The organism is uncultured Salinisphaera sp., from assembly GCF_964012375.1.
Lineage (GTDB): Bacteria > Pseudomonadota > Gammaproteobacteria > Nevskiales > Salinisphaeraceae > Salinisphaera.
Map to the genome: position 1 here is coordinate 1 of NZ_CAXGSH010000053.1, position 26,776 is coordinate 26,776.

Annotated in this window: 26 protein-coding genes, 2 rRNA genes and 1 pseudogene; 11 read left to right on the forward strand and 18 right to left on the reverse strand. The window is 63.0% G+C overall.

Annotated elements, in window-relative coordinates; translation table 11 throughout:
• The 13 genes and pseudogenes from ABNU97_RS10505 to ABNU97_RS10565 form a co-directional block, all read right to left on the reverse strand.
• Positions 1–294: pseudogene (locus ABNU97_RS10505) on the reverse strand (phenylacetic acid catabolic); the annotation flags it as partial.
• Entirely contained in the window at positions 284–1,360 is a 1,077-nt protein-coding gene (gene paaE / locus ABNU97_RS10510) for a 1,2-phenylacetyl-CoA epoxidase subunit PaaE (protein WP_348766668.1), read from the reverse strand. The pseudogene ABNU97_RS10505 and the gene paaE, both read right to left, overlap by 11 nt.
• Before the next feature lie 27 nt (positions 1,361–1,387).
• Positions 1,388–1,924, reverse strand: a complete 537-nt coding sequence (paaD, locus tag ABNU97_RS10515; RefSeq protein ID WP_348766669.1) for a 1,2-phenylacetyl-CoA epoxidase subunit PaaD — start codon at positions 1,922–1,924, stop codon at positions 1,388–1,390.
• 18 nt (positions 1,925–1,942) lie between these two features.
• Positions 1,943–2,794 (reverse strand): 1,2-phenylacetyl-CoA epoxidase subunit PaaC, encoded by an 852-nt coding sequence (paaC, locus tag ABNU97_RS10520; RefSeq protein WP_348766670.1) that lies wholly within the window; start codon positions 2,792–2,794, stop codon positions 1,943–1,945.
• Positions 2,794–3,078, reverse strand: coding sequence for a 1,2-phenylacetyl-CoA epoxidase subunit PaaB (paaB, locus tag ABNU97_RS10525; protein WP_006913747.1), 285 nt, complete (start codon positions 3,076–3,078; stop codon positions 2,794–2,796). The genes paaC and paaB overlap by 1 nt, the downstream gene beginning before the upstream one ends.
• Positions 3,079–3,120: 42 nt before the next feature.
• Positions 3,121–4,110 carry a 1,2-phenylacetyl-CoA epoxidase subunit PaaA gene (gene paaA / locus ABNU97_RS10530; RefSeq protein WP_348766671.1) on the reverse strand — a complete coding sequence of 330 codons (990 nt, stop codon included), beginning with the start codon at positions 4,108–4,110 and terminating at the stop codon, positions 3,121–3,123.
• 364 nt (positions 4,111–4,474) lie between these two features.
• On the reverse strand, positions 4,475–5,395 hold the full coding sequence (gene paaX, locus ABNU97_RS10535) for a phenylacetic acid degradation operon negative regulatory protein PaaX (protein ID WP_348766672.1): 921 nt from the start codon (positions 5,393–5,395) through the stop codon (positions 4,475–4,477).
• Positions 5,396–5,564: 169 nt separating this feature from the next.
• Entirely contained in the window at positions 5,565–6,719 is a 1,155-nt protein-coding gene (locus tag ABNU97_RS10540) for an ABC transporter substrate-binding protein (RefSeq protein WP_348766673.1), read from the reverse strand.
• A 58-nt stretch (positions 6,720–6,777) separates the two neighbouring features.
• On the reverse strand, positions 6,778–7,536 hold the full coding sequence (locus tag ABNU97_RS10545) for an ABC transporter ATP-binding protein (protein WP_348766674.1): 759 nt from the start codon (positions 7,534–7,536) through the stop codon (positions 6,778–6,780).
• Positions 7,533–8,294 carry an ABC transporter ATP-binding protein gene (locus ABNU97_RS10550; protein ID WP_348766675.1) on the reverse strand — a complete coding sequence of 254 codons (762 nt, stop codon included), beginning with the start codon at positions 8,292–8,294 and terminating at the stop codon, positions 7,533–7,535. Before ABNU97_RS10550 ends, ABNU97_RS10545 begins: the two co-directional genes overlap by 4 nt.
• Positions 8,291–9,235, reverse strand: a complete 945-nt coding sequence (locus tag ABNU97_RS10555; RefSeq protein ID WP_348766676.1) for a branched-chain amino acid ABC transporter permease — start codon at positions 9,233–9,235, stop codon at positions 8,291–8,293. The genes ABNU97_RS10550 and ABNU97_RS10555 overlap by 4 nt, the downstream gene beginning before the upstream one ends.
• On the reverse strand, positions 9,235–10,110 hold the full coding sequence (locus tag ABNU97_RS10560) for a branched-chain amino acid ABC transporter permease (protein WP_348766677.1): 876 nt from the start codon (positions 10,108–10,110) through the stop codon (positions 9,235–9,237). Before ABNU97_RS10560 ends, ABNU97_RS10555 begins: the two co-directional genes overlap by 1 nt.
• Entirely contained in the window at positions 10,100–10,228 is a 129-nt protein-coding gene (locus ABNU97_RS10565; RefSeq protein WP_348766678.1) for a hypothetical protein, read from the reverse strand. Before ABNU97_RS10565 ends, ABNU97_RS10560 begins: the two co-directional genes overlap by 11 nt.
• A 678-nt stretch (positions 10,229–10,906) precedes the next feature.
• Between ABNU97_RS10565 and hpaD the strand changes: the two genes are divergently transcribed.
• From hpaD to ABNU97_RS10620, 11 genes are all read left to right on the forward strand, one after another.
• Complete coding sequence (gene hpaD / locus ABNU97_RS10570) at positions 10,907–12,046, forward strand: 3,4-dihydroxyphenylacetate 2,3-dioxygenase (RefSeq protein ID WP_348766679.1); 1,140 nt, start codon at positions 10,907–10,909, stop codon at positions 12,044–12,046.
• Positions 12,047–12,298: 252 nt separating this feature from the next.
• Positions 12,299–12,766 (forward strand): homoprotocatechuate degradation operon regulator HpaR, encoded by a 468-nt coding sequence (hpaR, locus tag ABNU97_RS10575; RefSeq protein ID WP_348766680.1) that lies wholly within the window; start codon positions 12,299–12,301, stop codon positions 12,764–12,766.
• Between the two features lie 192 nt (positions 12,767–12,958).
• Positions 12,959–13,348, forward strand: coding sequence for a 5-carboxymethyl-2-hydroxymuconate Delta-isomerase (locus ABNU97_RS10580; protein WP_348766681.1), 390 nt, complete (start codon positions 12,959–12,961; stop codon positions 13,346–13,348).
• Positions 13,349–13,360: 12 nt separating this feature from the next.
• Entirely contained in the window at positions 13,361–14,887 is a 1,527-nt protein-coding gene (gene hpaE, locus ABNU97_RS10585; protein WP_348766682.1) for a 5-carboxymethyl-2-hydroxymuconate semialdehyde dehydrogenase, read from the forward strand.
• 78 nt (positions 14,888–14,965) lie between these two features.
• On the forward strand, positions 14,966–15,844 hold the full coding sequence (locus ABNU97_RS10590) for a fumarylacetoacetate hydrolase family protein (RefSeq protein ID WP_348766683.1): 879 nt from the start codon (positions 14,966–14,968) through the stop codon (positions 15,842–15,844).
• Entirely contained in the window at positions 15,841–16,644 is an 804-nt protein-coding gene (gene hpaH / locus ABNU97_RS10595; protein WP_348766684.1) for a 2-oxo-hept-4-ene-1,7-dioate hydratase, read from the forward strand. The genes ABNU97_RS10590 and hpaH overlap by 4 nt, the downstream gene beginning before the upstream one ends.
• A gap of 7 nt (positions 16,645–16,651) precedes the next feature.
• Positions 16,652–17,422, forward strand: coding sequence for an HpcH/HpaI aldolase/citrate lyase family protein (locus ABNU97_RS10600; RefSeq protein ID WP_348766685.1), 771 nt, complete (start codon positions 16,652–16,654; stop codon positions 17,420–17,422).
• A gap of 102 nt (positions 17,423–17,524) precedes the next feature.
• Positions 17,525–19,429 (forward strand): FAD-binding monooxygenase, encoded by a 1,905-nt coding sequence (locus tag ABNU97_RS10605; RefSeq protein ID WP_348766686.1) that lies wholly within the window; start codon positions 17,525–17,527, stop codon positions 19,427–19,429.
• A 68-nt stretch (positions 19,430–19,497) separates the two neighbouring features.
• Positions 19,498–20,493, forward strand: coding sequence for an MBL fold metallo-hydrolase (locus ABNU97_RS10610; protein ID WP_348766692.1), 996 nt, complete (start codon positions 19,498–19,500; stop codon positions 20,491–20,493).
• A 147-nt stretch (positions 20,494–20,640) separates the two neighbouring features.
• Positions 20,641–21,135, forward strand: a complete 495-nt coding sequence (gene greB / locus ABNU97_RS10615; RefSeq protein ID WP_348766687.1) for a transcription elongation factor GreB — start codon at positions 20,641–20,643, stop codon at positions 21,133–21,135.
• Positions 21,136–21,172: 37 nt separating this feature from the next.
• The gene (locus ABNU97_RS10620; RefSeq protein ID WP_348766688.1) at positions 21,173–22,435 is read left to right on the forward strand and encodes an MFS transporter; all 1,263 of its coding nucleotides are present in this window, start codon (positions 21,173–21,175) and stop codon (positions 22,433–22,435) included.
• On the opposite strand, the gene ABNU97_RS10625 is transcribed toward ABNU97_RS10620, so the two are convergent.
• From ABNU97_RS10625 to ABNU97_RS10645, 5 genes are all read right to left on the reverse strand, one after another.
• Entirely contained in the window at positions 22,432–23,445 is a 1,014-nt protein-coding gene (locus tag ABNU97_RS10625) for an HlyD family secretion protein (protein ID WP_348766689.1), read from the reverse strand. The genes ABNU97_RS10620 and ABNU97_RS10625 overlap by 4 nt on opposite strands.
• 48 nt (positions 23,446–23,493) lie before the next feature.
• Positions 23,494–23,697: a DUF1656 domain-containing protein gene (locus tag ABNU97_RS10630; protein WP_348766690.1), complete on the reverse strand. Its 204-nt coding sequence runs from the start codon at positions 23,695–23,697 to the stop codon at positions 23,494–23,496.
• On the reverse strand, positions 23,687–25,798 hold the full coding sequence (locus tag ABNU97_RS10635) for an FUSC family protein (RefSeq protein ID WP_348766691.1): 2,112 nt from the start codon (positions 25,796–25,798) through the stop codon (positions 23,687–23,689). The genes ABNU97_RS10630 and ABNU97_RS10635 overlap by 11 nt, the downstream gene beginning before the upstream one ends.
• Positions 25,799–26,254: 456 nt before the next feature.
• Positions 26,255–26,370: ribosomal RNA gene (gene rrf, locus ABNU97_RS10640) — 5S ribosomal RNA — on the reverse strand.
• Between the two features lie 70 nt (positions 26,371–26,440).
• Positions 26,441–26,776, reverse strand: a 23S ribosomal RNA gene (locus ABNU97_RS10645); the annotation flags it as partial.

Here is a 26,776-nt window from a genome sequence, read left to right on the forward strand (position 1 = left end):
GTAGAGCGCCTTGTCGGTACCGAAATCGCTCATGAGGTCGAGCACGCGTTCGGCATGGTCGGCTTTTTCCAGCACGATCCGGCTGGCTGCGATGCGTTCCTTGATACCGGGGGCCCAGTTGATGGAATCGGCAAACCCGGCCGAGCCGGCCAGCTCGCTGTCCACGAAGGACGACATCAGCCGCAGCAGTTCGCCGCGATAGCGTGGCGGCGGGTTGTCCGGCGAGGTCAGCTTGCCGCCGCGGGCCAGATAATCCTCGATCGGCATGGTCTGATCGAACGGTTCACTCGTCATAGCTGAGTACCACCGTGTCGGTGATCGGCACGCTCTGGCAGGTCAGCACATAGCCGGCCTTGACCTCATAATCCTCGAGCGCCTGGTTGTTCAGCATTTCGACTTCGCCTTCGAGCACCCGCGCCCGGCAGGTCGAACATACGCCGGCCTTGCAGGAATACGGGGCGTCCATGGCGTTGGCGAGCGCGCCGTCGAGCACCGCGGTGCCGTCGTTGGGCATTTCGATCGTACGCGTGGTGCCATCGAGGGTGACCGAAACCGTGCAGGTTGCCCCGGCGCGTGCGTCCTGGCGCGAAACGGCCGGTTTCTTCGCCCGGCCCGGCTGCGAGGAGGCGAACAGCTCGAACTTGATTCGATCGTCGCTCAGGCCGTGCTGCTTGAGCGAATCGGCGATCGTGAGCATCATCGGTTCGGGGCCACAGATGAACGCGGTATCCACCGAGCTCGCGTCGATCCAGTACTTGAACAGCTGCTCCATCTTCTCGGCGTCGATCCGGCCCGAGAACAGATCGATGTCCTGGCCTTCGCTGGTGAGCACGTGGATGACCGAAAAGCGCCCGAGATGCAGGTTCTTGAGGTCTTCCAGCTCCTCGCGAAACATGATCGACGTCATCTGGCGGTTGGCGTAGAGCAGCGTGAACTGGGATTTGGGCTCACGCGCGAGCACTGTCTTGATGATCGACAACAGCGGCGTGATGCCCGAGCCGCCGGCGAACCCGAGATAGTGTTTTTCGGCGCTCGGTTCGAGCGGCGTATGAAACTTGCCCATTGGCGGCATCGCTTCGATGACGTCGCCGCGGCTGAGCTGTTCGTTGGCCCAGGTCGAGAACGCGCCGCCGTCGACACGCTTGATGCCGACTTTCAGCACGCCCTCGTCGGTACCGGCACAGATCGAATAGGACCGGCGCAGTTCTTCGCCGTCGAAATCGCGACGGAAGGTCAGATACTGGCCCTGGGTGAATTCGAAGGCCTCGGCGTTGTCCGCCGGCAGATTGAGCGTGACAACGACGGCGTCGCGCGTATCGCGGCGAACGTCGACAACTTCGAGAGGATGAAAGCGTGGCATGCAAAACTTTCCGTTAGGCTCTGGCGCTCAGAGGCACTTGAAATAGTCGAAGGGCTCCAGACAATCCTTGCAGCGATACGACGCCTTGCAGGGGGTGGAACCGAACTGGCTGATCTTTTCGGTGTTCTTGGATTCGCAGCGCGGACAGGCGATCGCCGGGCCTGTCGCACCGGCCAGACGCGACGCGCGGCTGGCCAGCTGGCCGCTCGCGGCGGTGCCATCGACCGGCGGGGCAATACCGAATGCGCGCAGCTTGTCGCGTGCCGAATCGGTAATCCAGTCGGTCGTCCAGGGCGGCGACAGCCGTCGTTCGACGCGCAATGCGTCGACGCCTTTCGAGCGCAGCTGTTCGACAATCATCTGGTTTATGACCAGGGTCGCCGGGCAGCCGGAGTACGTGGGTGTCACCGTGACCACCAGCGTGTCATCCCGGTAGCCCACCTCGCGGACAATGCCGAGCTCGGTCACGGATACGACCGGGATTTCCGGGTCCGGCACGTCCGCGAGCCATTCCCAGACTTGCTGGGTGGTCGGCCGGGTATTTAGCGCCTGCTGCTGTTTCATGGGGCACCGCGCCAGCCGCTACCAGCTGGCGCCCGGATAGGCGCGCTGCAGAAACTGCATATCGGACAGGATATAGCCCAGATGCTCGGTGTGTTTGCCGGTCTTGCCGCCGGTATGCACGAACGCGTTATCGGGGACTTTCAGGGTCGCTTCGTCGAGCACGTCCTCGACCCGGGCCAGCCAGGCCTCGCGCAGCGTATCCGGCGACGGGGCGATACCTGCATCCGCCATCGTGGCGTCGACGCCGTCGCTGACGAACATGTCGCCGGTGTACGACCACAATATGTCCAACGCCTGCTGCATCCGATCATGGCTTTCCGGGGTGCCATCGCCCAGACGCACCACAAGATCGGTGGACCGTTCGACGTGATACGACACTTCCTTGAGCGCCTTGGCCGCGATCTCGGCGACGCGCGGGCTACTCGATTCGGTCAGCCGCTGCAGCAGTTCGTAGTGGAAAGCGTCGAACAGGAACTGGCGCATGGTAGTCACGCCCATATCGCCGTTGGGCACCTCCACGAGCAGCACGTTGCGAAACTTGAACGCATCCCGCAGGAAGGCCAGCTGATCGGCCGAGCGGCCCTCGTTCTCGACCTCGCCGGCCAGACCCAACCACAGCTGGGTATGGCCGATGAGATCGAGTGCGGTATTGGTGAGCGCAATATCCTCTTCCAGGGCCGGACCGTGACCACACCATTCCGAGAGCCGCTGGCCCAGAATCAGCGTGGTATCGCCCATGCGGCACAGCCATTCGAAGAACGCCGGCCGGGTTTCGACGTTGGTGACGTGCGCATCGTGGGTCTGCTCGGCCGCGGCGATGTCAGCCAGCTTCGTGACTTCATCGGTGTTCATGTCGGACAGAGACGGCATTACATATTCCCCACTTCGTCGGGAATGTTGTAGAACGTGGGATGCCGGTAGATCTTGTCCTCGGCGGGGTCGAACATCGGCCCCTTGTCGGACGGCGTGGACGCCGTGATCTCGGTCGAACGCGCCACCCAGATCGAAACCCCTTCCTTGCGCCGGGTATAGACATCGCGGGCATTGTTGATCGCCATCTCGGCGTCGGGCGCATGCAGGCTACCCACATGACGGTGGTTGAGCCCGTGCTGCCCACGGATGAAGATTTCCCAGAGCGGCCATTCGTTCGCCATCGTTAGCTCCCGTGTTCTGCGTTGATTCAGGGCCTGGACCGCTTATGCGGCGGCCCGGCGCTTGGCCGCTTTCTCGGCGTAGGCCGCCAGGCCGTCGCGGAACCATTCACCGCCTTCCCAGGCCTTGATCCGGGCGCCCAGACGCTCGCGATTGCAGGGACCGTTGCCCTTGAGTACGGCCTTGAACTCGTCCCAGTCGGGCTGGCTGAAGTCGTAGTTGCCGGTTTCTTCGTTCCAGACGAGATCGTCATCGGGAATCGTCAGCCCCAGGTAATGCGCCTGCGGGACGGTTTCGTTGACGAAGCGCTGACGCAGTTCGTCGTTGGTGTTCATCTTGATCTTCCAGGCCATGGACTGGTCGGAATGCACGCTGTCCTTGTCCGACGGGCCGAACATCATCAGCGCCGGATACCAGAACCGGTTCAACGCGTCCTGCGCCATCTCTTTCTGCGCGGGTGTTCCGGAGACCATCGACATCATGATCGAGTAGCCCTGGCGCTGATGAAAACTCTCTTCCTTGCAGATCCGCACCATGGCCCGCGCATACGGCCCGAAGGAGGTCCGCTGCAGGGGCACCTGGTTCATGATCGCGGCGCCGTCCACGAGCCAGCCCACGGCACCCATGTCGGCCCAGGTCAGGGTCGGATAGTTGAAGATCGATGAATACTTCATTTCGCCCGAGTGCAGCTTGTTCATCAGCTCGTCGCGGCTGATGCCCAGCGTCTCGGCAGCGCAATACAGATACAGGCCATGGCCGGCTTCGTCCTGCACCTTGGCCAGCAGGATCGCCTTGCGCTCGAGCGTTGGCGCGCGCGTGACCCAGTTGCCTTCGGGAAGCTGGCCCACGATCTCGGAATGGGCATGCTGACCGATCTGGCGGATCAGCGTCTTGCGGTACGCGGCCGGCATCCAGTCCTTGGGCTCGATCTTGATGTTGTCGTCGATACGCGCTTGAAACGCGGCCTCTTCCGGCGACAGTTCGTCCGCGCCGCGAACCCCCTTGCTACCGGTATCTACATTCTGTGCATACATGATTCGCACTCCCGCCCCGAAAAAGGCTGTCTTGGCGTTGTAGTGTCGGGTCGTGCCGACACAGGCGCCGCGGGTGCGGCGCTCATTTTGATACAGATCAAGTTACATGATCGTACGTTTTGTATCAAATAAATATCGCACGCGTCAGATTCCGGCGAATCAGCACCCAACTGTCTGATTACGCATGAATAATTATGAATTTTCTGAAGTGCCGCGAATCAAGGGAGGGAATGGGCAACGCAAACAAGGGCCATTGCGAGCGTGATAAGCGGCATTGCTGCATTGCAGCGCGATACAGGCGCACTCTTTGTGCGCGCCAAATGTATCGGGTTATTGCGTCCCCCGGACCGGGCCGCCGATGCGTTCAGAGACCGCCGAAACGCTCGTAGAAATACGCGGCCGGCTCGGGCAGCGGCCCATCGGCGGTTTCCAGCACGTCGGCCAGATAGGTTTCAGCCTGTCGGAAGGTGGCCCGATAGAGGTTGCGACACAAAAGCCGCGCCGCCGCCCCGTGCCAATCGCCAGGTAATACGTCGTCGGGCAGCTGAGGATCGCGCAGCAACAGCCGGCGTATTTCGTGGATAAGCAGGGTCCTGATCAGAAACGCGGCCTGTGGGTCGAGCCCGCCGTTGCTGTCGATAGCGCGCCAGACCGGTCGGAAACGATCCAGAAACTCGGCGTATTGCACGCCGAGTGCTTCCAGATTCCAGCATTCGCGCACGAGGCGGTTGAGCGGCGCCGAGGTGGGCAGGCCTTCGTTGCGTGCGCGCATGAGCACCACGCGACGCTGAACATCCAGATCCTGGAGCACCGACGTCAACGCCGATCGCGGCGGTAGCGGGTGCGCCAGCATGTCACTCGAGAACGCACCAAAACCGAGTGTCGACAACTCCTTGCGCAGCGTGTCGCGCTTGCGCTGCGGCACCTGCCCCATGAGCACGAGCGTCCATTCGCCGTCCCAGGACACCCGCGGCTCGCTATAGACTCGCTCATAGGCCCGTTCGAAACTGCGCCAGCCGCTACGCGTGAGGCTGTAATAGCTGCGCCGCCCAATCTGCTCGGAACTGAGCCAGCCTTCCTTGGACAGCCGATAGACCGAAGTCCGAACCAGGCGCTCGTTGAGGCCCAGCGGTTCCAGTAATTTGATCAGGCTGCCCAGCCAGACGGTGCCGCCCCGCGGCGCGATCGCATCGCCGTAGACCGAAATGATCAACGATGTCGCGCGCAGAGAGCGGCGGGCGCTGAATTCTTCGATCAATGCATCGATAGGCCGGGATCGTGCCAATTCATTCTCCGGGCAAGCGCTGCACGGACCACCCGATTGCGGCCGCTGGATCAGCTGACATGAAAATGCCCGCAGCACAGCGCGGGCACCGTATCGGGTCGAATTCTAGAGCCTGCAGCGCAGGGGTGCGAACCGTGCCGCGATTGCCGCACGGTCCGCCCCATCCCGATCAGTCGAGCAGGGTCCAGGTGCCGTTGCGGATTTCGAGCATCCGGAACGCCGACAGGTCCAGCCCCATGTGATCGTCCGGGCTCATGTTGAACACGCCGCCCACGCCGACGAACCCGTCGGTGGCCTCGATCTCGTCGCGAATCGCCGCACGGTCGGTACTGCCGGCGGCTTCGATCGCCTTGACCGCGATCATCAGCCCGTCATAGGCATGGCCGCCGAACTGCGAGATGGACTCGTTGAAGGTGTCTTCGTATTCCTTCTTGTAGGCCAGTGCGACCTTCTTCTGCGGATCGTCGTCGTCCAGCTTGGAGGCGACCAGCAACGCGCCGGCCGGCAGACGTACACCCTCGGCCGCATCGCCCGCGAGTTCGATGTACTTCTCGGACGCCACGCCGTGCGACTGGTAGAACGGCAATTCGAGGCCGAGCTGCTTGTAGTTGCGAGTCACGATCGCCGGGCCCTGACCGAAGCCGAAGTTGAGTACCGCCTGCACGCCCGGGGTGTTGGCGATATTGGTCAACTGGGCGGTCATGTCGGTATCGCTGTTGTTGTAGGTTTCATCGGCCACGATTTCGATATCGAACTCCGAAGCCGCCGCCAGCGTCTGCTCACGCCCGGACTGGCCGAAGCCGCCGGAACCCGAAATAAGCCCCACCTTGGTGAAGCCGCGGCTCTGCATGTCCTTGAGAATCTTGCGGGCCGCCATGCGGTCGGTATGCGGCGTCTTGAACACCCACTTCTTGACCGGGTCGATGATCGGGATACCGCCGGCCAGCGAGATCATCGCCACGCCCGAACGCTCGACCAGCGGTACCGCCGCCATGGTCGTACCCGTGGTGCTGCCGCCCACGATCACATCGACCTGATCGGAGTTGATCAGGCGCTTGACGAAGGTACGTGCCTTGCCGGCGTTGCCCGACGTGTCGTAATGCACGAGCTCCAGCGGACGGCCGAGCACGCCGCCCTCGTCGTTGATCTTGCCGACCCAGTGTTCCAGCGTCTTGAGCTCGGGATCGCCGAGAAACGACGCCGGCCCGGTGACCGACAAGAAGGTGCCGATCTTGATCGGCTTGCCGCCCGGTGCCGCAAACGCGGCCGTGCCGACCGATGCCAGGGTGAGCAGCAATGCCGCTCCGAGTTTCTTGATTCGCATAACGTCTCCTTGGTTTCTCCCACCGTGTGCCCCGTCGATGTCGATCGACGTGTTGTTGTCATTCGTTGTGTTGACCCTGCTCGACCGGCGCCTCGCTGATTCCAAGATAGGCGCGCCTGACCTCGGGATGATCGGCCAGTTCGCGACCGCTGCCGCTGACCGTGATCGCGCCGGTCTCCAGCACGAAGCCGCGATCGGCGATCGCCAGCGCCCCCGCGGCATTCTGTTCGACCAGCAGAATGGTGATGCCCTCGGCATTGAGGTTGCGCACGATCTCGAAGATCTCTTCGATCAGCAGCGGCGCCAGCCCCATGCTGGGCTCGTCGAGCAGCAACAGACGCGGCCGTGCCATGAGCGCCCGCCCGATGGCCAGCATTTGCTGCTGGCCGCCGGAAAGCATGCCGGCCGCCTGACGGCGTTTTTCCGCCAGAATCGGAAACAGCTCGTAGACCCAGTCGATGTCGCGATCCACCGCCGGGCCACGGCCGCGTACATAGGCGCCGAGCGTAAGATTGTCGGCCACCGACATGGGCCCGAACACCTGTCGGCCCTCCGGCACCTGGGTAATACCGCGGGCGACCCGTTTCTGTGCCTTGACACGGCAAATGCGCTCGCCATCGAAATGGATCTCGCCCTGGCTGTGCGGCTGAATGCCCGACAGCGTATTGAGCAACGTGGTCTTGCCGGCACCGTTCGCGCCCACCAGAGCCACCAGCTCGCCCTCGGCCACATCGAGATCGATATCGCGCAGCGCGGTGACCGCGCCGTAGCGGGTATGCAGGCCGCGAATACGCAGCAATGGTTCGACGGTACTCATGCGCCCCCCAGATAGGCCGCAACGACCTCGGGATCGTTCTGGACGGCCTGCGGCGTGCCCTGGGCCAGCTTGCGGCCGTAGTTGAGCACCAGCACGTCGTCGGAAATATCCATGACCAGCTTCATGTCGTGTTCGACCAGAACGACCGTCACCCCGCTCGCTGCCAATTCGCGAATAAGCGCGCCGATGGCGTGGGTTTCGTTGGCGTTGAGCCCGGCCGCCGGCTCGTCGAGAAACAGCAGCTCGGGCTCGGCCGCCAGTGAGCGGGCGATTTCCAGACGCTTGAGCGCACCGTAGGACATCTCGCTGGGGTGCTGGTCGATCTGGTCTTCCAGGCCCACGAAGCGCATCAGCTCGAGCGCGCGCGCACGACAATCGCGATCGCCCGAGCGTACCGACGGCAGCCTCAGCAGGGCCGATACAAAGCCGCGGTTCAGGCGCAGGTGGCGGCCAACCATCACGTTTTCCACCGCCGACATGTTCATGCAGATCTGCAGATTCTGGAACGTGCGCCCGAGCCCGCGCTGGGCGAGCTTGTAGGGCGCCAGCCCGCGCGTATCGTGGTCGGATAGAAGAATGCTGCCTGCCGTGGGCGTATAGATACCGGTAAGCAGGTTGATCAGCGTGGTCTTGCCGGCGCCGTTGGGGCCGATGATCGAATGGATATGGCCGCGATCGACCGTGAACGACAGATCCGCCACGGCATCGACGCCGCCGAACGATTTGGTCAGCTCGCGGCATTCGAGAATCGCGCTCATCGCCGGCCTCCCGGCACCAGCCGTGCCAGCGTGGGCACCAGCCCCGTGGGCATGAAGATCACCACCACCATCAGGATCGCGCCCAGAATCATCACCTCGAGATCATCGACCCCGGTCAGAAACTGCGGCAGCAACGTCAGAATGACCGCGCCCACGATCGCGCCGTAGGTCGAGGCCATGCCGCCGAGCACCACCATGGTCACGAACTCGATCGAGTAGATGAAGTTGGCCAGATCCGGCGTCACGAAGCCCGAGTAGTGGGCCGTGAGCACACCCGCCAGGGCCGCCAGCACCGCCGATACGACAAAAATCAGCACCTTGTAGCCGAGCGTATGCACACCCACCACCTCGGCAGCCACCTCCGAGCCGTGCACCGCCCGCAGCGCCCGCCCGACGGGCGAGTCGATCAGGTTCAACGCCAGCCAGACGGTCGCCAGCAGCAATACCGCAATCAGCGCATACCAGTAGCGCTCGTCGTAAAGGTTGGTATCGCCGATCGACAGCGGCGGCGCCATCATGCCGTCCGGCCCGCCGGTGATACCGGCCTCGGTACGCAGCACGATAGAAATGAGAATGCCGAGCCCCAGCGTGGCCATGGCCAGATAATGACCGGACAGGCGCAGAATCGGGCGTGCCACCACGAACGCAAGCAGCGCCACCACGACCAGCGCGGCCGGCATGGACAGATAGACCGGCCAGCCGTAGTTGGCGCTGAGTACGGCCGTGACGTAGGCACCGAGTCCGAAGAAACCGGCATGGCCGAGGCTGATCTGACCGGCATAACCCATCAACAGGTTCAGCCCGACCGCGACCATGGCGTTGATGAGCACATGAATGGCCACGTCGTACTGGTAAGGGTTGGAAAACACCAGCGGCGCGGCGGCCAGAATCAGCGCCAGCACGATCAGCCCCGGGCGTGGAATACGCTTGAGCATGCCCATCAGACCCGCTCCGTCGCACGCGAGCCGAACAGGCCGCTGGGCAGCAGGAACAACACCAGCAGCACGATTACGAACGGCACCGCGTCCTTGTATTCTGACGAGATATAGCCGGCGGTGAAGGCCTCCATGATGCCAAGCAGCAAGCCGCCCACAACGGCCCCCACCGGGCTGCCGAGACCACCCAGCACCGCCGCCACGAAGCCTTTCAGCCCGAGCATTACGCCGATGTCGTAGGCGGTCAGGGTGATCGGGGCCGCGACGGCGCCGGCGACCGCGCCGAGCGCGCCGGCCAGCGCGAACGACAGCATCAGGATGAAACGCGGGTTGATGCCGACCAGGCGCGCGGCGTTGGGGTTATGCGATACCGCCAGCATGGCCTTGCCGGTGAGGGTGCGCTTGAAAAACCAGGCCAGCGCGCAGACCACCACCGCGCCGACGCCCAGCACCCACAGGCTCTGCGGCAGAATGGTGGCACCGGCGATATCGATGGGCGTATTGCCGGTGAATGCCGGCAGGGCATGAATCGACTTGCCCCAGAAGAACTGGGCACCGCCGCGCAGAAACAGCGATGCGCCGATCGTGATGATGATCAGCGGCACGATATCGTTGGTCGCGGCGCGTTCGAGTGCGAGTTTTTCGATCAGGATGCCGGCCAGCACCGCCAGCACGATCGCGCCGACAATCGCCAGCGGCATGGGCAGGCCGTACTGCATGAGCATGACCGAACCCAGCCCGCCGATCATCAGGAACTCGCCCTGGGCGAAATTGATGATATGGCTGGCGTTGTAGATGATGGTGAAACCCAGCGCGACAAGCGCATAGGTCGAGCCCGCGGTCAGGCCCGAAAAGAGATACTGCATGAACTCAGCGAACATGGCAGGCCTGCCCGTCGCTGCGATCACAGGCCGCGACGAAAACGCCACCGCCGATCGATGAGCCCGCATATCCGCCGTCGAGCGCATGCACGGCGCGCCCGCGTTCGGTCGCTTTCACTGATTTTCTCCTCTCTCGTACTCGCACCGGCTTTGCCGGCAGTGCCCGATACGTCATCGCGTTCGGGCTTATTGATCTTGCTTGCCGTCGCCGCGATAAACCGGCCACGACGGGGTCGCTCCGCAAGCGCTTCGTGACGGCGCCGCGCGACCTCTTAAACCGATACTACATCAAACCAATCGGCCATCAACAGGTATCATTTTTAAAAATTAGACGCATGCTACACGCAGAATAAATAAAGCAATTATTTTTTTAATTTTCAAAACAAAAAGATACCGCTGCCAATACGGCGACCGAAAAACTCGAACTCAATTCAAAACTTAAGCCACTGGCAATAGGCACGTATCAATAAAGGCCGTTGATCGAATGCATCGGCATTGTCCGTGCAGTCCGAAAACCTCGGTACCCATACCTGACCTGCAGCAACAGCGGCCGAGGTCTCGGTCGCGTGGCCGGCCCTGCAGCCACCGCCGATCGCTTGACACCTACACCATTACTTAACATGCTAAACAATACAAGTCGAATGTTGATCCGCTGCGGTAGTAGACGCATGGGCCACCAGCTCGGAGCCGGTAGACGATCACGCCCGTGGTGAGCGTCACACCGCGCCGAAACCGACAACAATAAGTCGTTCGCCCGCGGCGTCGAGCGGCATGTCTTGCGATGAGGAGATATCAGATGAGCGAAAAGACCCTGACATCTGCGGGTTTTTATGTGTCCGCCGAAGCGTTTGTGCCGACGGATAATCCAGTACCCACGCCGACGGCACCGCCACCGGAAATCTTGCGCTGTGCCTATATGGAGATCGTGGTATCCGATCTGGCCGTATCGCGGGCGTTCTATGTCGATGTGCTGAACCTGGTCGTCACCGCGGAAGACGAACACACGATCTATCTGCGTACCACGGAAGAATTCATTCACCACAACGTGGTGCTGCGCCAGGGCCCCGACCCGGCGGTCGCGGCTTTTGCGTATCGGGTGCAATCCCCGGCCGAGCTGGATAAGGCGGTGGCCTTCTATACCGAGCTGGGCTGCCGCGTGGAGCGGCGCAAGGAAGGCTTCGTTCGCGGCGTGGGCGATTCGGTACGAGTACAGGATCCGCTCGGCTTCCCCTGCGAATTCTTCTACGACATCGAACACGTCGAACGCCTGGCCTGGCGCTATGACCTGCACAGTGCCGGCGCGCTGGTGCGCCTGGACCATTTCAATCAGGTCACACCCGACGTGCCACGCGCGACCCGGTTCATGCAGGACCTGGGATTTCGTGTCACCGAGGATATTCAGGACGAACACCAGACCGTCTATGCGGCCTGGATGCGGCGCAAATCCACCGTACACGACACGGCCATGACCGGTGGCGAGGGTCCGCGCATGCATCACATCGCCTTCGCCACCCACGAAAAGCACAACATCCTGCATATCTGCGACAAGCTCGGTGCCTTGCGGCTGTCCGATCGTATCGAACGCGGCCCCGGGCGCCACGGGGTTTCGAACGCGTTCTATCTCTACCTGCGTGACCCGGACGGGCACCGCATCGAGATCTATACCCAGGACTATTACACCGGCGACCCCGACAACCCGGTCATCACCTGGGACGTACACGACAACCAGCGCCGCGACTGGTGGGGCCATGCCGTCGTGCCGTCCTGGTATACGGAAGCATCGCGAGTCCTCGACCTCGACGGCAACCTGCAGCCGCTCGTCGCACGCACCGACAGCTCCGAAATGGCGGTCACCATCGGCGCGGACGGCTTCTCCTATACACGCAAGAACGACAAGGACGACGACGGCGAGTACAAGCTCGGCCATCAGCTCTAGGGCACTTCAAGCCCGCGACCGGTTCGGATAGGCTCGCCTCGTGCCCGCGCACGTGTACCCGGTGGTTTGTCGCGTGGCCTGCTAGGCCATGCCACCGGCTTGATGCACAATAAAAACAAGCCTGCTGTGCCGGCCGGCTTGGAATCCGCGCAACGATGCCGCCCCACCGGGCGCTGGCTCGATATGCGCGTTCGACGCATCGATCGCATGCGGGCCGGTGCATCAATCCAGACGACATCGAGACGCCGGCCGATGAGCCAGACACGTAACCCCGCACGCCAGAGAAACTACAACCGCCATCCGCTTGAAACCCGGCACGCCCTGCCGATGACGCTGCTGCGCGCACGCGAGTCGGTGATGGCGCGGTTTCGGCCGATGCTCAACGCCCACGGTATTTCGGAACAGCAATGGCGGGTGATGCGCGTACTCGCCGAAGAAGGCGTGCTCGATGCCACCGAGATTTCCGGGCGGGCCTGTATTTTCGCGTCGAGCCTGTCGCGCATCATCAAGACCCTGGAAAAACAGGGCACGCTCATCCGCGAACGGTGCCCAGACGATGCCCGCCGGGTGCAGCTGCGCCTGAGCGATCAGGGCTATCGCATCGTCAGCGAGATCACGCCGGAGAGCGTGGCGATCTATCGCGCTCTGGAAGACCAGTTCGGCAGCGAGCGTGTCGCCACCCTGATCGACATGCTCAACGAACTCGTCGAAATGGAGTGAGGCACTCGGCTCTGCGCATAGCGCCGGGCTTTTGCTGCAAGCACCGATAGGGCGCATGGGGCACGCGGCGGGCTGCGGACCAGGCCGCCCGCCTGTCACAGAAGTCGTCATACCCAAGCCTGCCTTGACGCACGGTTGACGCCTGTTGTTTTATTTAACATGATAAATAAAACAACAAGAGGAGAAACGCTCATGCCTCATCTGTGCATGGAGTATTCGGCCAACCTGGCCGATCGCGTCGACCTGGCCCATTTGTGCAGCCGGTTGAACGCCACCCTGCTGGACACCGGCTTCTTCGAACCCGGCGCCATTCGCGTACGCACGCTGCGCTGCGACCACTATTCGGTGGCCGACGAACTGCCCGAGAACGCTTTCCTCGATGCCTCGCTTCGTATCGGCGAAGGCCGCAGCGAAAGCGACCGCCAGCAGATCGGCGAGGCGCTATTCGCCTGTCTTCAGGCCGAGCTCGCCGAACTGTTCGATTCCCCGCACTTCTGCCTGTCGCTCGAGGTTCGCCAGATATCGCGCGAGCTGAGCTGGAAGAAGAACGCCATTCACCCGCGCCTGCGCGGCCAGTCCTAGCCCGGAGCTGTCATGGCCTCATTCCAAGACAATCTCGATAAAGCCGAATCCTATCTGGCCCGTTTTCGCCAGGACGGCGTATCCAACCATATCGACGGGCAATCCGTACCGGCCGCGAGCGGCAAGACGTTCGAAACGATCTCGCCGGTCGATCAGTCCAAGCTGGCCGATGTCGCCCGTGGCGGCGCCGAAGATATCGACCGTGCGGCCAAGGCGGCCAAGGCGGCCTTTGGCGCCTGGCGCGATATGGAAGGCGGCGAGCGCAAGAAGATCCTGCACAAGGTGGCCGACGCCATCGAAGCCCGTGCCGAGGAGATCGCGCTGGTCGAATGCATGGACACCGGACAGGCGTTTCGCTTCATGTCCAAGGCAGCCCTGCGCGGCGCGGCGAACTTCCGCTTCTTCGCCGACCGGGCGCCCGGCGCCCGCGATGGCCAGTCGCTGAAAGCACCGGGCCAGATCAATATCACCACGCGTACGCCGATCGGTCCGGTCGGCCTGATCACGCCGTGGAACACGCCGTTCATGCTGTCGACGTGGAAGATCGCCCCGGCACTGGCCGCCGGCTGCACCGTCGTGCACAAGCCGGCCGAGTTTTCGCCGCTGACCGCGCGTCTGCTGGTGGAAATCGCCGAAGACGCCGGCCTGCCCAAGGGCGTATGGAACACGGTCAACGGTTTCGGCGAAGACGCCGGCAAGGCACTCACCGAACATCCCGACATCAAGGCCATCGGCTTTGTCGGCGAAAGCCGTACCGGACAGATGATCCTCGGCCAGGGTGCTGCCACCTTGAAACGGGTGCATTTCGAGCTGGGCGGCAAGAATCCGGTCGTGGTGTTTGCCGATGCCGATCTGGATCGCGCGGCCGATGCCGCGCTGTTCATGATCTATTCCCTGAACGGCGAACGCTGCACCTCGTCGAGCCGGGTACTCATCGAAGAATCCGTGCACGACGCATTCGTGGCCAAGCTCGCCGAGCGTGCTGCGAAGATCAAGGTCGGCCATCCGCTGGACCCGGCCACGGTCATCGGCCCGTTGATTCACCCCTCGCATGAAGAAAAAGTGCGTTCCTATTTCGAGATCGCACAGCAGGAAGGGGCAACGATTGCCACCGGCGGCGAAAAAGTCACCGACGGTGATCTGGCCAACGGCTGCTACGTAAAACCGACGCTGTTCACCAACGCCCGCGCTTCCATGCGTATCGCACAGGAAGAAATCTTCGGGCCCGTGTTGACCGCCATTCCCTTCGCTGACGAAGCCGAAGCGCTGGAGCTGGCCAACGGGGTGGACTACGGCCTGGCCGGCTATGTCTGGACACGCGATATGACCCGTGCCCTGCGCTTCACCGAAAAGATGGACGCCGGAATGATCTGGGTGAACTCGCAGAACGTGCGCCATTTGCCGGCCCCGTTCGGCGGCATGAAGGACTCGGGCATCGGCCGCGACGGCGGCGATTACTCGTTCGAGTTCTATATGGAAACCAAGAACATCGCACTGGCCACCGACGACCGGCCTATTCCGAGGCTCGACCAGGAATAAGACTCGAACGGTCCACCTACGCCGGCCGGCAGCGGCAACGCCCGCCGGCGTCATCGCAACCCAACAAGGGGATGCCCCATGTCTGAAATCACACGGCCACGTCTTTCAAGCTTTGTTCACCAGAACCGACGCAGCTACGGTGCCGTCGTCGAGGGCGGCATCGTCGACCTGGGCGCCATCCACGGCGCACAGTGGGCCACGCTCGACGATGCCATCGCCGCCGGCGCGCTCGGCCAGCTGGCCGAATCGGCCGCCGGGCGGTCGCCGGATTTTGGCCTCGACGACGTCGCGTTCGATATCCCGGTCACGAACCCCGGCAAGATCATCTGCGTGGGCGTGAACTACCCGGATCGCAACGCCGAATACAAGGACGGCCAGGAACTGCCGCCCTACCCCTCGATCTTCATTCGGTTCCCGGAAAGCTTCGTGGGCCACGGCCAGGCCGTGGTGCGCCCGCCGGAATCGGAAAAACTCGACTACGAAGGCGAGCTGGTACTGGTTATCGGCCGTGAAGGTCGGCGCATCCCCGAAGACGCCGCACTCGATCATGTCGCCGCCGTCACGCTGTGCAACGAAGGCACGATCCGCGACTGGGTACGTCATGCCAAGTTCAACGTCACCCAGGGCAAGAACTTCGACCGAACCGGCGCCATCGGCCCCTGGCTCGTCCCGTTCGAGGATGGAAGCCAGATCGCCGATATCGAGCTGACCACGCGCGTGAACGGCGAAGTGCGCCAGAACGACCGCACCTCGCGCATGATGTTCGGCTTCAAATATCTGATTTCCTATATCTCGACCTTCACCACGCTCAAGCCGGGCGACGTGATCGTGACCGGCACGCCCACGGGCGCGGGCGCCCGACTCGACCCGCCGGTCTGGCTCAAGCCGGGCGATGTGGTGGAAGTCGAGGCCGAAGGCGTGGGCGTTCTGTCCAACCACGTGGAAGACGAACAATGACCCTCGACGACGCCCAGATCGATGCCGCGGCCCAGGCCCTGCTGGCCGCCGAGGCCGAGCGGCGCCAGATCGGCCTGTTGTCGGTCGCCCACCCGGACATGACGCTCGACGATGCCTATGCGATCCAGACCGCACAGATGCAGCCGAAGCTCGATGCCGGCCGGCATATCCTTGGCTGGAAGATCGGGCTGACCTCGAAAGTCATGCAGGACGCGCTGGGCATCGAAACACCCGACAGCGGCGTGCTCTACGACGACATGCTGTTCGAAAGCGGCGCGCAGGTGCCGAACAACCGCTATATCGAGCCGCGTGTAGAAGCCGAAATCGCCTTCGTGCTGAAAGCACCGCTGGAAGGCGACGTCAGCCGCGAGGACGTATTGGCCGCGACAGACTATGTGGTGCCCGCCCTCGAGATCCTGGATACGCGCATTCTGCGTGCCGATCCGGAAACCGGCCAGCGTCGCCGTATTTTCGACACGGTCGCCGACAACGCCGCCAATGCCGGCATCGTGCTCGGCGAGGCACGCCATGCGCCGGATGCTTTCGATCTGCGCTGGGTCGGTGCCATCGTCAAGAAGAACAGCGAAACCGTGGCGACCGGCCTGGGCGCCGGCGTGCTCGACGACCCGGTCGACGGCCTGGTCTGGCTCGCACGGCGCATGCACACCTATGGCCAGCGCATGAACGCAGGCGATGTCGTGCTCTCCGGCTCTTTCATCAGCCCGATCGAATGCCCGGCCGGCACCGAAATCGCGGCCGATTTCGGCGCGTTCGGTCAGGTGCATATCGACTTCGAATAGGTTCGTCATGTCCGTACCCATCAATACATTCAAGCAGCGACTGACCCAGGGCGACGCCCAGATCGGCCTCTGGGTGGCCTGTGGCGACCCGACCGTGGCCGAAATCTGCTCGCATACCGGTTTCGACTGGCTGGTGATCGACGGCGAACACGGCCCGAACGGCCTGCGCGACGTGCTCGCACAGCTGCGCGCCATGGGCGATACACGCTCGCAGCCGGTGGTCCGTGTGAAAGACGACGATCGCGCGACCATCAAGCAGATGCTGGATATCGGCGCCCAGACACTGCTCGTACCGATGATCGAATCGGCCGAGCAGGCCCGCGCCGCGGTGGCGTCGGTGACGTATCCGCCGGCCGGCAAGCGCGGTATCGGCGCGGCGCTGGCGCGCGCTTCGGGCTACAACACCTACACTGGCTATCTGGATGAAGCCGACGCACAGATCTGCCTGTTGCTGCAGATCGAGTCGCAGGCCGGACTGGCTGCGCTGGACGACATCCTGGCCGTGGACGGCGTCGATGGCGTGTTCATCGGCCCGGCCGACCTGGCCGCCGACATGGACCATCGCGGCAATCCGACCCATGCCGATGTGCGCCAGGCCGTGGAAGACGCGGTAAATCGCATCGTGGCCGCCGGCAAACCGGCCGGCATGCTGTCGTCGAACCATGACTTTTCCAGCCGCTGCCTGGAACTCGGCGCGACGTTTGTCGCCGTGGGCAGCGATGTAGGGCTGCTGGTCAATTCGGCGCGCCAGCTTCGTGCCACTTACAAGAACGACTAGAACACTTATACAAGTCGTCGTGCGAGACGACTCAAAACGCCGCTTTCTGCAGCATAAAAAAATTCTTCTTGCAGAAGAGCCGCCGTCTGAGGAGATGCACCAATGCAGTTTCACCATCATGGTTATGTCTCGGGCAACCCGAAAGTCGAACCCGCGGCCGGTGTCGGTATCGACCGCCCGGACGATCTGCCCGACCAGATCGATGTGCTGATCGTCGGCGCGGGCCCCGCCGGCGTGACCGCTGCGGCTCAGCTGTCGCAGTTCCCGAACGTCAATACGCGCTTGATCGAGAGCCGCCCGCATCGTCTCGAAGTCGGTCAGGCGGATGGCATTCAGGCCCGCAGCGTGGAGACCTTTCAGGCCTTCGGATTTGCCGGCGCGATTACCGAAGAAGCCTATCGCATCACGGAAATGGCGGTCTGGCGTCCGGACCCGGACAAGCCATCGCATATCGCACGCGCATCGGTGCCGGTCGACGATCCGCAGGGCATCAGCGAGTTTCCGCACCTGATCGTCAACCAGGCGCGCGTACAGGATTATTTCGTCGAGTTCATGCAAAACTCGCCGGCGCGCATCACGCCCGATTACGGCATCGAGTTCGTCAACGTCGAGAACGACGGCGACCCGGATTATCCGCTCACCGTCACGCTGCGCTATACGGCGGCAGGGCGCGAAGGCGAACAGCGCACGGTACGCGCCAAGTATCTGGTCGGCTGCGACGGCGCGCATAGCAAGGTACGCAAGGCGATCGGGCGCGAAATGCGCGGTCAGCAGGCCGCCCATGCCTGGGGCGTGGTCGATGCCCTGGCAGTGAGCGATTTTCCGGATATCCGCAAGAAGTGCATCATCCAGTCCAAGGCCGGCGGCAATATCCTGCATATTCCGCGCGAGGGCGGGCATCTGTTTCGCATGTATGTGGACCTGGGCGAAGTCGCCACCGACGATGCCAGCCGCAGCATCCGCGAGACATCCCTCGAACAGACGGTCGCCAAGGCCAACGAAATCCTGCATCCCTACTCGATCGACATACGCGACATCGGCCGCTACAGCGTGTATGAAGTCGGCCATCGGCTGACCAACAAGTTCGACGACGTCGATGACCCGGCCACCCAGACGCCGAACGTGCTGATCACCGGTGATGCCTGCCACACCCACAGCGCCAAGGCCGGCCAGGGCATGAACGTCTCGATACAGGACGGCTTCAATCTGGGCTGGAAACTCGGCTACGTGGTCGATGGCCGCAGCCCGGCGGCCTTGCTCAACACCTATTCCGAGGAACGACAGGAAGTCGCCCAGAACCTCATCGACTTCGACCGCGAATGGTCGACGCTGATGGCCACCCGCGAAGAGGACTTCGACGACCCCGGCCAGCTCGAGGATTTCTACGTCAAGACCGCCGAGTTTCCGGCCGGCTTCATGACCGAATACAAGCCGTCGTTGATTACCGGCGAAACCACCTATCAGGCACTGGCGAGCGGTTTTCCGATCGGCAAACGCTTCAAGTCCGCACCGGTGGTGCGCGTATGCGATGCCAACCCGCTGCAGCTGGGTCACCAGGCCCGCGCCGACGGTCGTTGGCGGATCTACGTGTTCGCCGATTCGCAGGCCGCCGGCTCCGACACGGCGCTGGCGGACTGGGCCGACTGGCTTACCAGCTCGCCCCGGTCGCCGGTCGTGGCGTATACGCCGAAAGACCGCGACACCAACAATATCTTCGATGTGAAAGTGGTTTATCCGCAGGCGCATGCCGACGTGGCCATCGAAACCGTGCCCAAGGCTTTCATGCCGCGTACCGGGCCTTTCGAGCTGGTGGACTACGAAAACGTGTTCGCTCTCGACCCGGCAGCCGATATTTTCGAGCGGCGCGGTATCGACCCCGCCAAGGGCGCGCTGGTGATCGTACGGCCCGACCAGTACGTTGCTCACGTGCTGCCGCTGGGCGCGACCGACGAGCTGGCTGCGTTCTTCAAGCCGATCCTGCTCGAGCCTGGCGCTTCACGCCGCTAGACGCGACGGCCCACCCAAGGGTTTCAACCGACACAATAAATAAGGCCCGTGCCAGAGGAGATGTCTTGATGTTTCAAACAATGCGTTATCGGTTTGTTTATCACCTATCGGTGGCGGTGCTGCTGGGCCTCATCGGCCTGCTGCCGGCAAACGCCTGGGCACAGGACGCAAGCGACACGAATGTCGAACTGTTGCTGCTGGGTACGAAAGGCGGGCCGGCGCTGCTTACGCCCAAGCGTATTTCGCAGTCGAGCGCGCTGATCGTCGACGATGAAATCGTGATGATCGATGCCGGCTACGGCGCGAGCCTGCGTCTGGCCGAAGCTGGGCAGAGTCTTAAAAATCTGCGTTCGATCTTCATCACCCATCTGCATAGCGATCACGTACTCGACTATCCCGCGCTGGTGATGAACGCCTGGGCCACCGGTTTGAAAAAGCCGATCGATGTCTATGGGCCGACCGGCATGCAGGCGATGACCGACAAGGTGTGGCAGATGTTCTCGGTCGATATCGACAAGCGCGTCGCCGACGAAGGCCGACCGGACCCACGCAAACTCGTCGACGTACACCAGATCGATGCCGGATCGGTTGTCGACGACGCCCGCATGAAGGTATCGGCGCTGCGTGTACCGCATCCGCCGTTCGGCGATGGCGAAGCATTCGCCTACCGTTTTCAGGTGGCAGGCAAGACGATCGTGTTCACCGGCGATCTGCACTCTTTCCCGGATGGCTTCACTGCGTTCGCCAAAGACGCCGACATCATGGTCAGCGAAATGGTCAACGCCGATGCCGTACAGGCGCTGTCCCAACGCATCGGTAACGGCGACACGCTGGCGAAAGCCATTCTGTCGCACCACGTGACGGGCGCCCAGGTCGGCCGTGCAGCACAGGCTGCGCGGGTCAAGAAACTGGTGCTCAGCCACCTGGTGCCTGCCGACGATCCGTCAGTGACCGAACAAAGCTGGATCGACGCGGTACGCGGCGACTACGACGGCCCTGTGGTGGTCGGACGCGATGGCATGCGGATCAACGTGGTGGGCAAACCCGACAACGATTCGCAGTAGCGCGATCACGCCATTATCGGTTCGGCCCTCGTATCCCTGAGGCTTGCGGGTTCGCCGTTGGCGGCGAACCCGGTCAATCCAAAGGCCTGAAAACGGGTGAACAAGACCGACGCACTGGCTGGGGCGGGCATAAGTACAATAGGTGCCATGACCGCAGCGAAGAAACGCGACTACATCACCCGCGCCGGCTGGCAGCGACTGGCCGACGAACTGGATTATCTCTGGCGCGAAAAACGCCCGCACGTCACCCGCGAACTGTCCGCGGCAGCCGCCGAGGGCGATCGTTCCGAGAACGCCGAATATATCTATCGCAAGAAGGAGCTGCGCGAGATCGACCGGCGGGTCCGCTATCTCGGCAAACGCCTGGACGAGCTGACCGTGGTCGAGAGCACGCCCGACGATCCGGACAAGGTATTCTTCGGCGCCTGGATCGATGTGGTGGACGAAGATGACAGCCACCATCGATACCGAATCGTCGGCGCCGACGAAACCGAAGCAGCGACCGGCGCCATCAGCCTGAACTCGCCGGTGGCCCGTGCGCTGATCGGCAAGCGTCTTGGCGATATCGTCGACATCGCGCTTCCGCAGGGTCGGCGTGAACTCGAGATCCTGGCGATTCACTACGCCCCGCCCGACGACTGAACCATCCAGGCCGCTGTCGGTGTAGGATGCATCGACTATGGCAGGATTCTTTACCCTGGACGCCGACAGCGTATTGCGCGACCGCGCCTTCATGCTGTTGTTGGCCGGCCGTATCACGGCCACACTGGCGACGCAGATTCAGTCGGTCGTCGTCGGCTGGCAGCTGTATGCCATGACCCGCGACCCGCTCACCCTTGGCTGGGTCGGGCTCGCCCAGTTCCTGCCCATGGCGTTGCTGGTATTACCGGCCGGCGATGCCGCAGACCGACTGCCGCGACGATTGATCCTGACCGCGAGTTGGCTGGTGCAGGCGATAGCCGGCGTGCTGTTTCTGGTACTGACCCTGTCGGGCACCGAGTCGCCGGTCGGTTTCTTCGCCGTGCTGGTGCTGTTCGGCATGGCCCGCGCCTTCGCCGGTCCGGGTATGCAATCCCTGCTGCCCCAGGTGGTCGGCGAACGCCGTCTGCCCAAGGCGATCGCCTGGAATTCCTCGGCCTTTCAGGTCGCGGTGATTGGCGGCCCGGCGCTCGGCGGCGGGGTTTATCTGGCCGGACCGGCGTTTGCCTACGGCCTCTGTGCCGCCTTGTTTGCCAGCGCAGCGTTGGCGATTGCCTCGATTCGCCGGCGCCTGCCGGTGCGTGCCGATACCAGCCGTGCCAGCGCGTTCGCACGGTTTACCGCCGGCATCGTCTATGTACGCACCCGCCCGATCATCCTGGGGGCCATCTCGCTGGACCTGTTCGCGGTGTTATTGGGCGGTGCGACCGCCCTGTTGCCGGTCTATGCCCACGAGATCCTGCACGTGGGCCCGGCCGGGCTGGGCCTGCTGCGCAGTGCGGTCGCGATCGGCGCGTTTTCGATGGGTATCTATCTCGGGCGCAACGCGCTCGAACGACGTGCCGGCGCGATAATGTTCGCGGCGGTCGCGGTGTTCGGCGTGGCCACCATCGTATTCGGCGTTTCGACGAGCTTCGTGCTGTCGTTCGCGGCACTCATGGTGATGGGCGCGGCCGACATGATCAGCGTGTTCGTGCGTTCGTCGCTGATCCAGCTGGCCACGCCCGATGCCATGCGCGGCCGGGTGAACGCCGTGAACATGCTCTTCATCGGCGCCTCCAACGAGCTTGGCGAATTCGAATCGGGCGTGACGGCGGCCCTTTTCGGCACCGTCGGCGCGGTGGTGTTCGGCGGCGTTGGCACGCTCGCCGTGGTCGGCATCTGGATGGCGCTGTTCCCGGCGTTGCGGCGCGTAGACCGCCTGAACGATGTCGCGACCAGCGCGCCGGCGGACCGACGCTAGCCGCCCGCGCCGCGCATAACCGGGGTATCGACGGGCTGCGCCAGCCCTTCGGCCCGCGCTTTCTCCAGCCTGGGCGCGGCTACTGGCCTGTCATTACTGTCGTTCGCCGAGGTCGAGCGCTGCGTATCCGCCTGCTCCGGGCGTACGTGCACGGTGGCCGACAGGCCCACGGTCAGCACGCGCATATCCGGCCGGGAGTTGAAGTCGATGGTGACCGGCACGCGCTGGGCCAGGCGCACCCATTGAAAGACCGGATCGACGTTGGGCAGGTTGCGCTCACCGGGTGCGTTGTTGGCCACCGCAATACCGCGGCCGATGCTCGCGACGCGCCCGTGCAACCGCTCGGGGCTGGCCATGAGATCGATATCCACCGGATCGCCGATATCGATATGCGAAAGCTTGGTTTCCTCGAAATACGCGGTCACCCGAAAGGTGTCGGCGTTGACCAGCGTCATCATCGATTGCCCCTGGGTGGCATAGTCGCCTTCGTCGAGCAGCAGATGGGTGACATAGCCATCGACCGGCGAGCGTACCGTGGCCCAGTCCAGATCCTGCTTTGCCTGGGCAAGACGGGCCTCGGCCTGGCTGACCGAGGCGGCCGCGGAGGCAGCTTCCGATTCGGCCTGTTGCAGGTCCTGGGTCGATACACCGCCACGCGGCAGGCGTTCCAGCCGGCGCGCGTTGCGCCTCGCGAAGTTTTCCTGGGCCTTGGCCTGCTCGAGTGCGGCGCGGGCTTCGGCCACGGCGTTTTCGAAACGCACCGGCTCGATCGCGAACAGCAGATCCCCCTTGTGGACATAGCTGTCGTCGGCGACCGCGACCCGGCCCACGGTGCCGGAAACTTCCGGTGCGATATTGACGACGTTGGCCTGCACGCGCGCATCGCGCGTCCACGGCGCATAGACGTAGTGCTGCCAGGCAAACCAGCCCAGCAGCACCGCGATCGCGACGACGGTCAGCGTGGCAATAACGCGTAGCGTGACCGCAAAAACTCGTTTCGAATTCGCCATTCAGGAAAACCTTGGATAAACCTCGTTATACCGCGTCGACCGGCGCGTTCATGGCCCGAACGCCAGCATCAAACTGGCCAGCAGAATGATGAAGAACGCCGCACCCGCCAGGGCCGGATGCCAGAACAGCCGATGCGCACGACTGCGCAGCAACAGCGGTTGAACCACTAGATAGATCAAGCCGGTCGCGGCGAGAAACGCCAGAAACAGCGGCAGGTAAATGCCCCCGAATGCAATCTGCTCAGACAACACGATCGGCCTCTCCCAGACGAATAGCCGTGCCGTCGGCATTCTCGCGCGCTAGCCCGTAGTCGGCCAGCGCCGCGGCCACCAACTCCGCGGCCACCGCGGCGCGTACGCCGTGGCGTAGACGCAGTCTTGGCGTGAACGACAGCGCCTGGCTCAGCATCTGCTGGGCCAGCGCGTTGGCCCGCGTCTGCATGGCGAATACGTCCTTCACCGGGGGATAGCCGTGAGCAAACATCCGCTCGAGTTCTTCGAGCTCCTCATGCACGGATTGCTGGATGGCATCGTCGAACCCGGCGCGGGTCGTCAGTAGGCGTAGCGATCGTGCCTCGATACCCATATTCACCGCAGAGAACGCCGCCTGCCGGGCGCTGACATGGGTGCGGCCCTGGTCAGCGGCTACCGGTAAGCGCAGCAGGCGATCGTAAACGCGGGTTTCAAAACGCTCGCGCGAGCCGGTAAAGCCTTTGGCAAGCTCACCGAACATGCCCGCCAGGCGTTCGCGCAACAGATCGCGTGGCGTGACCGGCAGGATAATGGCAAAGGCCGCCAGCGCCAGAATCACGGCGAGCTCCGCGCCCATGAACGCTTCCGCAAAGCTCACGAAATCCTGGCGTGCGCCGTTGGCCGGGTTCACCAGTAGCGCAAACTGCACGAGGCTGATGCGTCCAATCAGGGCCCACTGGGGCGTGGCCATGGCGAGGCTCGCCACGAACACGAACGGCATCAGCACCACCATCAGCATCACGAACCCGTTAACCGCGGGCAGCAACGCGAAATTGGCTATGAACGCGGCAACCCCGGCACAAAGGCCGCCTATACCAAATCCTTTGGCACCGCCGGCCGGGTCGTCACCGAGCGCAAACAAGGTCGTAAGCACGGCCAGCAACACCATCATGCCGCTTAGCGCCGGTTCGTCGTGGGTCGCCCAGATGGCGGCGCCGACCGCGATGGCGGTGGCAGCACGCGCGGTGGTACGCAGTGATTCCCGCAGCGAGACAGGCGTCTGGAATTCCGTACGCCGAGGCGTATCGCGAACGCTCTTCTTTTCGGCCAGCAGCAGGCCGTGCTTGATGACCGCAGCCCGCATGCGATTGGCAAGATCCAGCGCGCGCGTGATGATTACCCAGTCCACCAGCGACCGCTCGCGATCGTGCTCCCGATCGGCACGGGCGTTCGTGAGTACCGCATTGTAAGCCTTGCTGAAGGCCAGCTTGATCGCGGACGTATTGTTCGGATCCTTTTCCAGCAGCGCTGCGGCCTCGTCGAGACGCTGTAACGGGGTGCGGTCGATACGATCCCCGAACTTGCCGAGATAGACCTGCAGCGACGCCATGGCGCTGACCAGCGACAACAGTTCGTAGTCGAGGCGACGAGCCAGTCGATCGTACTCGGCAAAAGCGGGCTCGTCGTAGCGCGCGTATTGCCGCGTTTGCTCCAGGGCCAGCGTTTTATTGACCAGCTCATGGAGCTGCGGGTGCGGCGTGTTCGGATCGCCCGGATCGCCCTGTTGCGCATCACCTGTCTGCGGTTTGCGATCGATGCGCCTGAATTGGGCGCCGATGGCCTTGAGCGCATCGATACGGGCCGCGCGATACTTACGCGCCGTGGTACCCGGCGCGAGCAATACACTCACGAACGCAGCGACGACGGCGGCGAGTGCGGTTTCGGCGGTACGCGCCACGGCCACCGAGAATACGGTCGACGGATCGCCCATTGCCCGTACGCCCACGATCATCGTCACGTAGCCGGCCAGCACGAAGCCGTAGGACATGTTGTTTCGAAACAGGCTCGCACAGAAGACCATCAAGCCCACCCAGAGCACCAGGCTGGTACAGAACAGGGTGTAGCTCTGGGCAAAGAGCGCGATCAGCGTAATCGATACGATGCCGGCGACGAAGGTACCAAGCAGGCGCGAAAACGCCCTGACCACCAGAAAGCCCGGCAGCGGCTGGATAAGGATCGCGACGTTGATGAACGCCCAGTAGGCGTTGTCGAGCTGTAGCCAGAACGCAAGATAGAGCACCAGCGCGACCGAAATACAGCAACGAATCGCGAACGACAGGTTTTCGGCGCTCGGCGCCAGTAGCCAGGCCACTCGATTCATTTGTGTATTGTACAACCATATTGGCCACAGCCATAGCCTGTGGACGCGTTGTTACGCCGGTCGATTCTAGCAAGCCTCTTCGTTTACATATGCCTATCGGTCGCGCCGGCGCGCCATTGCCAACGTCGCCCCCTTCACGAGAGCCTAAGCACGAACTGCAACGTGCGGGCCTGTCGACTGACGGCGGCCGAATAGCCCCAGACCGCGCTCGAATAGCCCGCGCATGCCACCGCGAGCAACGAGCGTACACACGAACAGGCGAAGCCCGCCGTTATTCAGGCCCGCAGCAAACCTGCCCTAGTCGTGGGCCGCGCACTGGTAGCGCAATGCGCGTCTTCCGCGTGGACGGCGGCATCATGCCCGCGAACTTACGGCACAAACACCGAGGCCACAGAACTACGGAAAAAGCGCGCATAAAAAAAGCCCCGAGCTTATGCTCGGGGCTTTCTATTAAGAGCCTGGCGGTGACCTACTCTCGCACGGGGAGACCCCGCACTACCATCGGCGCTGAGCAGTTTCACTTCCGAGTTCGGAATGGGATCGGGTGGTTCCTACTCGCTATGGCCGCCAGGCAAACTGGAAACAATCTATATGCAATCGAACACTGCTTTGTATAGGCACGTAAAAGCGCTTGAGCGTTATATGACCAAGCCTCACGGGCAATTAGTACCAGTAAGCTGAACACGTTGCCGTGCTTACACATCTGGCCTATCAACGTCCTCGTCTTGGACGACCCTTAAGAGCCCTCAAGGGGCTAGCGAGATCTCATCTTGAGGTGGGCTTCGCGCTTAGATGCTTTCAGCGCTTATCCCTTCCGTACGTAGCTACCCGGCAATGCCACTGGCGTGACAACTGGAACACCAGAGGTACGTCCATCCCGGTCCTCTCGTACTAAGGACAGATCCTCTCAAATCTCGAACGCCTACGGCAGATAGGGACCGAACTGTCTCACGACGTTCTAAACCCAGCTCGCGTACC